This is a genomic window from Psychrobacillus sp. OK028, assembly GCF_900103605.1.
In the GTDB taxonomy this organism is placed as follows: domain Bacteria; phylum Bacillota; class Bacilli; order Bacillales_A; family Planococcaceae; genus Psychrobacillus.
This window is the reverse complement of sequence record NZ_FNHY01000005.1, coordinates 276,938-284,017: the sequence shown is the minus strand read 5'-3', so window position 1 is coordinate 284,017 and position 7,080 is coordinate 276,938. Positions and strand designations below refer to the sequence as shown.

General features: G+C 39.0%; 6 protein-coding genes, 6 tRNA genes and 2 rRNA genes. All 14 read left to right on the top strand.

Going from position 1 to position 7,080, the window contains the following annotated elements; genetic code table 11:
- A 23S ribosomal RNA gene (locus tag BLR36_RS11110) occupies nt 1–145 on the top strand; the annotation flags it as partial.
- 184 nt (nt 146–329) lie between these two features.
- A 5S ribosomal RNA gene (gene rrf / locus BLR36_RS11105) occupies nt 330–445 on the top strand.
- A 475-nt stretch (nt 446–920) separates the two neighbouring features.
- Nucleotides 921–995, top strand: a tRNA-Asn gene (locus BLR36_RS11100).
- A 13-nt stretch (nt 996–1,008) separates the two neighbouring features.
- Nucleotides 1,009–1,081, top strand: a tRNA-Thr gene (locus tag BLR36_RS11095).
- A 158-nt stretch (nt 1,082–1,239) separates the two neighbouring features.
- Nucleotides 1,240–1,315, top strand: a tRNA-Val gene (locus tag BLR36_RS11090).
- A gap of 20 nt (nt 1,316–1,335) precedes the next feature.
- Nucleotides 1,336–1,419, top strand: a tRNA-Tyr gene (locus BLR36_RS11085).
- Between the two features lie 6 nt (nt 1,420–1,425).
- Nucleotides 1,426–1,500 (top strand) — tRNA-Gln (locus BLR36_RS11080).
- A gap of 26 nt (nt 1,501–1,526) precedes the next feature.
- A tRNA-Ala gene (locus tag BLR36_RS11075) sits at nt 1,527–1,599 on the top strand.
- A 108-nt stretch (nt 1,600–1,707) separates the two neighbouring features.
- Complete coding sequence (locus BLR36_RS11070; protein WP_254771378.1) at nt 1,708–2,298, top strand: GNAT family N-acetyltransferase; 591 nt, start codon at nt 1,708–1,710, stop codon at nt 2,296–2,298.
- A 70-nt stretch (nt 2,299–2,368) separates the two neighbouring features.
- Nucleotides 2,369–3,268: an arginase gene (gene rocF / locus BLR36_RS11065; RefSeq protein WP_093061801.1), complete on the top strand. Its 900-nt coding sequence runs from the start codon at nt 2,369–2,371 to the stop codon at nt 3,266–3,268.
- A gap of 180 nt (nt 3,269–3,448) precedes the next feature.
- Nucleotides 3,449–4,021, top strand: coding sequence for an RNA polymerase sigma factor SigW (gene sigW, locus BLR36_RS11060; protein ID WP_093061800.1), 573 nt, complete (start codon nt 3,449–3,451; stop codon nt 4,019–4,021).
- Nucleotides 4,022–4,038: 17 nt separating this feature from the next.
- Nucleotides 4,039–4,668, top strand: coding sequence for a zf-HC2 domain-containing protein (locus BLR36_RS11055; protein ID WP_093061799.1), 630 nt, complete (start codon nt 4,039–4,041; stop codon nt 4,666–4,668).
- A 296-nt stretch (nt 4,669–4,964) separates the two neighbouring features.
- Nucleotides 4,965–5,798, top strand: a complete 834-nt coding sequence (gene cdaA / locus BLR36_RS11050; RefSeq protein ID WP_093061798.1) for a diadenylate cyclase CdaA — start codon at nt 4,965–4,967, stop codon at nt 5,796–5,798.
- A complete protein-coding gene (locus BLR36_RS11045; RefSeq protein ID WP_093061797.1) occupies nt 5,791–7,062 on the top strand; it encodes a CdaR family protein in 1,272 nt (423 codons plus the stop codon). Before cdaA ends, BLR36_RS11045 begins: the two co-directional genes overlap by 8 nt.
- Nucleotides 7,063–7,080: the final 18 nt, after the last annotated feature.

Genomic DNA, 7,080 nt, shown 5'->3' with positions numbered 1-7,080 from the left:
CTAAGCACGAAGCCCCCCTCAAGATGAGATTTCCCATTACGCAAGTAAGTAAGATCCCTCAAAGACGATGAGGTAGATAGGTTCGGGGTGGAAGCGTGGCGACACGTGCAGCTGACGAATACTAATCGATCGAGGACTTAACCAAATTTGTTTAACGAAACAATGTCGTTTATCCAGTTTTGAGTGAACAAACACTCTATACATGAGGGTTTCAAGACACGAGTAATTCGAGGAAACAATTGAGAGAGGAAAGGAACGTACTAACGTACGTGACTGACCGAACGAATGAAGTTGACGAAGAAGTACGATGTGTATTGAAAGCCAAAGAGTCTAGTGATGATGGCGAAGAGGTCACACCCGTTCCCATACCGAACACGGAAGTTAAGCTCTTCAGCGCCGATGGTAGTTGGGGGTCTCCTCCTGTGAGAGTAGGACGTCGCTGGGCATCAATAAAAAAGTCGTTACCGAGTTTATCGGTAACGACTTTTTTTATTATAGATAGTTATGTGCTATATAATTACTTTATGGGCTATAGTTACAGTATTAAGGGCTATATTGCTTTATTTATGGGCTTTAAAGTAATTTATGGGCGGATATCAGCCGATTATGGGCTATATTAATAAACTTAAGGGCTATATGGACAATTCTATGGGCTATCATACTTTCAAACAATATAAAATCGTGCTCTTTAATATAAGATAGTATGCAAGAGTGATCTATACAGCTATTTTAACTAATCTCATCATTTTAGATAACAATTTTGTACGGAAAACACTTTCACATTGTTAACTGTAATGTTGATGACTGCACACCGTGCCACATGCATCCACAAGGGGCATCTGCATTATAAGTAATTCTTCAAATCCAAGCTTGAAATTTTAAATAGAGTTGCTATAATTATATTTGTACTTTAAAAACGTTCCGAAGTAGCTCAGTGGTAGAGCAATCGACTGTTAATCGATTGGTCGTAGGTTCGAGTCCTACCTTCGGAGCCATTTTTTTGTCTTTGCTTCCATAGCTCAGTAGGTAGAGTGCTTCCATGGTAAGGAAGAGGTCACCGGTTCGAATCCGGTTGGAAGCTTACTACAAATTATTTAAGGAAAAAACTTGTCCTAATGTCAGATATATGATATTATAATTCTTGTCTGGTTTTAACAAAGACATAGAATAATTTCATCTGAATGAATAATACTAGTTCACGATGGAAAACTATAACGTACAAATATTTTTTATAACCCAGGAGGATTAGCTCAGCTGGGAGAGCATCTGCCTTACAAGCAGAGGGTCGGCGGTTCGAGCCCGTCATCCTCCACCAACATATTGATATTTAGCTTTGGAGGGGTAGCGAAGTGGCTAAACGCGGCGGACTGTAAATCCGCTCCTTAGGGTTCGGCGGTTCGAATCCGCCCCCCTCCACCAGTTCAATGGGGTATAGCCAAGCGGTAAGGCAATGGATTTTGATTCCATCATGCCCTGGTTCGAATCCAGGTACCCCAGCCATTTATTTTCTATATAAAAAAATTCTTGGGGCCTTAGCTCAGCTGGGAGAGCGCCTGCCTTGCACGCAGGAGGTCAGCGGTTCGATCCCGCTAGGCTCCATACATATTATAATGAAACTCTTTCAACGAAATGTTGAAGGAGTTTTTTTGTGGTAATAAATACTTTCCAATATAGAGCACTTTCCTTTATGATAATTAAAAATAGGAGGTGTACGATTTGACAGAGACATTAACCTATGGGGATGTGACTTTGCGTCCACTCCTCACTTCAGATAGTAATCTATTGTGGGAGCTGTATGAACCTAAGATTTTTGAGTTTATGTTAAATAAAATTGAAAACAAAGACCAGCTAGAAAAATGGTTGAGTGCTGGAATTCATCAAATGAATGTGGAAGGAACTGCGCATGCATTTGTCGTAGAAAATACAGAAACGAAAGAGATTATGGGAACTACCCGTATATATGGAATAGATCATTCAAATTATAGTTGCGAGATAGGTTCTACTTTTTATGGGAAACAATATCAGCGTACACATGTAAATACAACTTGTAAGTATTTATTGTTAAAATATTGCTTTGAGCAGTTGGGGACCATTCGTGTACAGTTTAAAACAGATGAATTGAATGTATCCTCTCAGCGAGCAATTGAACGAATTGGCGGCGTAAAAGAGGGTATATTGAGAAATGAACGAATTAGATCGAATGGTTCTGTTCGAAATGCAATAGTGTACTCTATCATTGATAGTGAGTGGCCGGAAGTGCAATATATGCTCGTTCAGTTGATGAATAAATATTCGTAATTATGCTCGGTTGAGCCAACTGCCCTTTAGCACTTACAATAGGTGTAACAACTAAAGGGGGTATAAAGTAATGAATAAATTAAATATATCAATTATCGGTGTTCCAATGGACCTTGGTCAAAATAGAAGAGGTGTCGATATGGGGCCAAGCGCTATACGATATGCAGGAGTGGTAGAAAGACTTCAGAATTTGGGGCACGCTGTTGATGACGTTGGTGATATTGCAATAGGTAGAAGAGAGCTTTCTCAAAATACGAAATTACGTAATCTGGAAGAAGTAATTGCAGCGAATACCTCACTTGCTAATCGAGTGAATCAGATTATTGGTGACGGTAACTTCCCGATAGTGCTTGGTGGTGATCACAGTATCGCAATAGGTACACTTGCAGGATTAGCAGATCACTATGACAACCTAGGAGTCATTTGGTATGATGCGCATGCCGATTTAAATACAGCTGAAACGTCTCCTTCTGGAAATATCCATGGAATGCCACTTGCAGTTAGTATTGGTTTAGGTCATGAGGCACTAGTGAATATTCGTGATTTTGCACCAAAGATTATACCGGAGAATGTTGTTATTATTGGGGCTCGTTCCGTAGATCCAGGAGAACGAGAACTTATAAAAGAAAAAGGAATTAAAGTTTTCTCCATGCATGAAATTGATAAGCTTGGGATGTCGGAAGTGATGACTCAAACAATTCAGTATTTCAAGGATCGCAAGGTGGATGGGGTACATCTTTCGCTTGATTTAGATGGTTTAGATCCACTGTATACTCCAGGGGTAGGAACTCCAGTGGCTGGGGGTATTTCTTACCGTGAAAGTCATTTAGCGATGGAGATGCTCTATGCCTCCAATATGATAACTTCGGCTGAATTCGTAGAAGTAAACCCTATTCTCGATGAAAAAAATAAAACAGCTGATGTAGCAGTTGGACTGATGGGTTCGTTATTAGGAGAAAGCTTAGTGTAAAACAAATAAGGTACATCTTGAAGAAAAAAGTGGACATAAAGTCTGCTTTTTTCTTTTTGAAAATGCACACAAAGATGGAAATGTTTGATAATATTAATATATATAAAATAAAATGAAACCTGTTGATACCTTCATACGTATAGGTAAGACAGCCGCATGGAGCGGAGGCGATATTACACGATGGATGCGTTAGTGAACAAAAGAATAAAACAGGTATTAAAAGGCGATAAAGACGCATTCGCGGAGATTGTCGACCTTTACCAGCATAGGCTATATCAAGTATGCTTTAGAATGCTTGGTAACCGACATGAGGCAGAGGACATAGCTCAAGAGGCGTTTGTTCGTGCTTATATTAATATTCATACGTTTGATCAAAAAAGAAAGTTTTCAACTTGGTTGTATAGAATTGCGACAAATCTATGTATAGATCGTATTCGAAAAAAAAAGCCGGATTATTATTTGGATGCAGAAGTAAGAGGTACAGAAGGACTTGATATGTATTCTCAAATTGCAACTTCTGATGAGCTTCCAGAAGAAGAACTTATGAAGCTTGAGCTACAGGAACGCATACAGTATGAAATTAGTAGGCTTCCGGATAAATATAGGTCGGCTATTGTATTGAAATATATGGAAGAATTATCTCTGCAAGAAATAAGCGAGATATTAGATTTACCACTTGGAACAGTTAAAACAAGAATTCATAGAGGACGAGAAGCGCTTAGAAAACAGCTAAGCAGACAGCCTCATATCTAATATAGGAGGGAATCACGATGAATGCGTGTCCAGAACGAATTGTTCACTTTATGCACGAATATCTAGATGGTGAAATCAGCCGTGAACATGAACTGGAACTTAAATCTCATTTGCAATCATGCGAAGCTTGTAAGGCCCATATGCATGAGTTAAGCGATGTTGTTGCTTTCGTCAAAGGGGCTGCTCATATAGAGGCGCCAAATGATTTCAGTCATTCCGTTATAGCTAGATTACCGAAAGAGAAGTCTCATGCAGGAGTAAGCAAGTGGTTGCGACGTCATCCAGTTCTTGCAGCGGCTGCAATGTTCCTTTTGTTGATGAGCGGTGCACTTTTTACAAATTTTAATGATGAGCAGCAGTTCTCATTTACGAAGCAAGAAAACGTAGTAGTAGAGGGAGAAACGGTTATTATCCCTAAAGGACAAGTAGTGAAAGGTGATCTAGTCGTCCGTAACGGAGATGTCCGGATTGATGGAGAATTAGATGGAAACTTAACTATTATCAACGGTTCTGCATATATGGCTTCAACCGCAAATATTACCGGCACTAGTGAGGAAATAAATGAAGTGTTTGACTGGCTATGGTATAACATTAAATATGGTGCCCAGGAAGTCGTATCATTCTTTGAAAAAGAAGAAGCAAAATAACTAAAAGTCTATCCATAGATATTGGATAGACTTTTTTAGGCACAAAAAAGTAAACACTTTTTACTCAGAGTCAGTCCTACTCCAGCACTCAGCCCCCCGAGTCACTTCAGTGTTTCTGGGCAACAAGATACGGGTCAGTCAGTGTCACAAATTTAGACTCACTTCCCATCTGCAAAGGACACCTTTACGTGACTTACATAGCGCTTGCGCTTTTTTTCTTCCAAAAGCGAGGGATTCTCGTAATTATGTTATACTTATTTAGAAATGGATTAGTGATGAAAAGTGGGGGATGCCACATGTCGTTTATGGAGCAATTTACAGACCTAATGCCAGTAAACGTTATTGTAAATATTTTAGATGTTTTATTTGTATGGTTTGTCATTTATAAAGTAATTACCTTGATAAAAGGAACCAAAGCAGTTCAATTGTTGAAAGGTATTTTTGTCATTGTAATTGCACGAGTTATTACAGACTTTTTTGGCTTAAACACGCTTGATTGGTTGTTGGATCGTGTAATTGAATTTGGCTTCTTAGCCATTATTATTATTTTCCAACCTGAAATAAGAAGAGCGCTCGAGCAGATTGGTAGGGGGAAGTTATTCTCTAGAAGTACCTTACAAGTCGAGGAAGAGCAAGGACGACTCATTACAGCGATGACAAAATCGATTAGTTATATGGCAAAAAGACGAATCGGAGCACTCATCTCTATTGAGAGAGAAACTGGTTTGACAGATTATATAGAAACGGGCATCCCGTTAAACTCCTATATTACATCAGAGCTTCTTATTAATATATTTATCCCGAACACTCCTCTTCATGATGGAGCCGTTATTATTAAAAAAGATACAATTGCTTCGGCAGCTTCCTACTTGCCTTTATCCGAAAGTCCTTTCATATCAAAAGAGCTAGGAACGAGGCATCGAGCTGCAATTGGTTTGAGTGAAGTGACAGATGCGATAACGATTGTGGTATCAGAAGAAACTGGTGCAATCAGCTTAACCTCCAATGGGGATTTAAGAAGAGATTTATCAATCGAGGAATTTGAGTCCCATTTAACTCGCCTTTGGTTTCCAACAGAGGAGCAAGTAACGTCTTCTAAATGGTTGTGGAGGGGGAAACAAAATGGATAAGATGATGAATAATCCATGGTTCTTGCGGATAACTGCACTAATTTTAGCCATTGCTCTTTTTATCAGTGTTAAAAGTGAAATGGAAAGTGACAATACAAATGCAAGTAACAATAATGTTGATGTCATTCGTGATATCCCACTTGAAGTGTATTATGATGATGATAATCTAGTAGTAAGTGGTCCACCGAAGACGGTGAACGTAAATGTAGAAGGTCCCAGTCAATTAGTGGCTTCGGCTAAATTGATGAAAGACTTTAAAGTATTTGTGGATCTCCGGGAGCTAACAATCGGTACGCATCGTGTCCCGATTTCCACGGAAAATTTTATGGAAAAATTAAATGTTCGAACAGATCCCCAATTTGTAGACGTTGTGATTGAAGAGCGGATATCTCGTGAATTTAACGTAGAAACGGACATGAATGAAAGTCTGTTAGCTGAAAACTATGTGGTTAAGTCATATGAGGTGAAACCACAAAAAGTAACGATTACAGGAGCAAAAAGTGTTATCAATAGCATAGGTTATGTAAAAGCAACTATTTCAGGAGATCAGGGCATCAATAAGTCCTTTGAGCAAGAAACAACTGTTAAAGTACTGGATCTTGACTTAAATAAGCTAGATGTTATCGTGGAACCAAGCTCTGTTCAAGTAAGCGTGAAAGTAGAAGAGTATAGTAAAGTGGTACCTATAGCTCTTGTGAAACAAGGGAATCCGAAAGAAGGAATCACCGTAAATGGATTAACTACAAAGACTGAAACAATTCGATTATATGGACCAAAACCAGTACTCGATAAAATACAACAATTAAATGTCGACGTAGATATCAGTAAAATAGAGAAGTCTGGTAGCTTTGATTTGAAATTAGCTGTACCAGAAGGGGTTACAAAGTTATCCAAAGAGACAATTGAGATTACAGGAGACGTTACGATTGCTCCTGATCCTGATGCAGTAGAAACAGAGGAACAAGAAGATACTGTTTCAACCATTATAGAAAAGTCATTTGAACAAGTTGCCATCACGGTGAGAGGACTGCCAGAGAACTTGGTAAGTAATTTTGTAAAACCAGCAAATGGCACCATTTCAGTTGTTGCTAAAGGAACAGCGGAGGCATTAGAAAAAGTTCAGCTTAACAACTTCTCTATATATGTAGAAGCAACAAAATCCGAAGTGGGGGAAAGCATACTACCTATCCAAGTAGAAGGTTCCTCGGATATAGAGTGGGTAACTTCTGAGAAGGAAGCAGTTCTCACGGTTAAAGAAGCTTAATAGACAGAACAGGTTTTT